2 rRNA genes are annotated in these 704 nt (G+C 49.6%); both read left to right on the top strand.

Features of this window, described 5'->3' with window-relative positions:
- The first annotated feature begins 299 nt into the window (after positions 1-299).
- Positions 300-416, top strand: a 5S ribosomal RNA gene (gene rrf, locus IEW11_RS24745).
- 204 nt (positions 417-620) lie between these two features.
- Positions 621-704: ribosomal RNA gene (locus IEW11_RS24740) — 23S ribosomal RNA — on the top strand; the annotation flags it as partial.

Here is a 704-nt window from a genome sequence, read left to right as displayed (position 1 = left end):
GAAGGTGCGGCTGGATCACCTCCTTTCTAAGGAATTACCCGGTCACGATGATGACCGGACAAGCAGGAAACGACTGCAGCCATCTTTGATGATGCAGCGCCGTTTCGCGTTGAAATATCAGCTTGTATGAAGTGAAACTCATATCTCTGATATTTTAAACAAAGGCAGTATTGCTCGCTCGTTGTCAGTTTTGAAAGAGCAAGTCTTCTCGAACCCCAAAAAGTGAAGAACAGCGTTGCAGCTGATTCCGATTACTTTTCGGGGGCCCCGAAGAGCGTTCTTTCAATAACATACATCCGTTTGGTGGCGATGGCGGAGGGGAACCACGCGTACCCATCCCGAACACGACCGTTAAGCCCTCCAGCGCCGATGGTACTTGGACCGCAGGGTCCTGGGAGAGTAGGACGTCGCCAAGCGGGTGCGAAAGCATCTATTATTACAGATGGATCATTTTCCAACATTTGATTGTTGGAGAACTGAAAAGTATGTGATAAGATATTCTTCCTGCCGTTAGCACGGCCAGGGTTGCACCTTGAAAACTGGATAGCGAAAGATAATGAAACATCCTTTAGCTGAGGAAATAAACGCGAGCCGAGCAGCAATGCAGAGCAAGCATACTAGGTTAAGCTAGTAAGAGCGCATGGAGGATGCCTAGGCACTAGGAGCCGAAGAAGGACGCGGCGAACAGCGAAATGCCTCGGGGA

The organism is Paenibacillus abyssi (genome assembly GCF_014640295.1).
Classification (GTDB): domain Bacteria; phylum Bacillota; class Bacilli; order Paenibacillales; family Paenibacillaceae; genus Paenibacillus_D; species Paenibacillus_D abyssi.
Note: the sequence above shows the minus strand (reverse complement) of the source record. Positions and strands in the feature narration are given on the sequence as shown.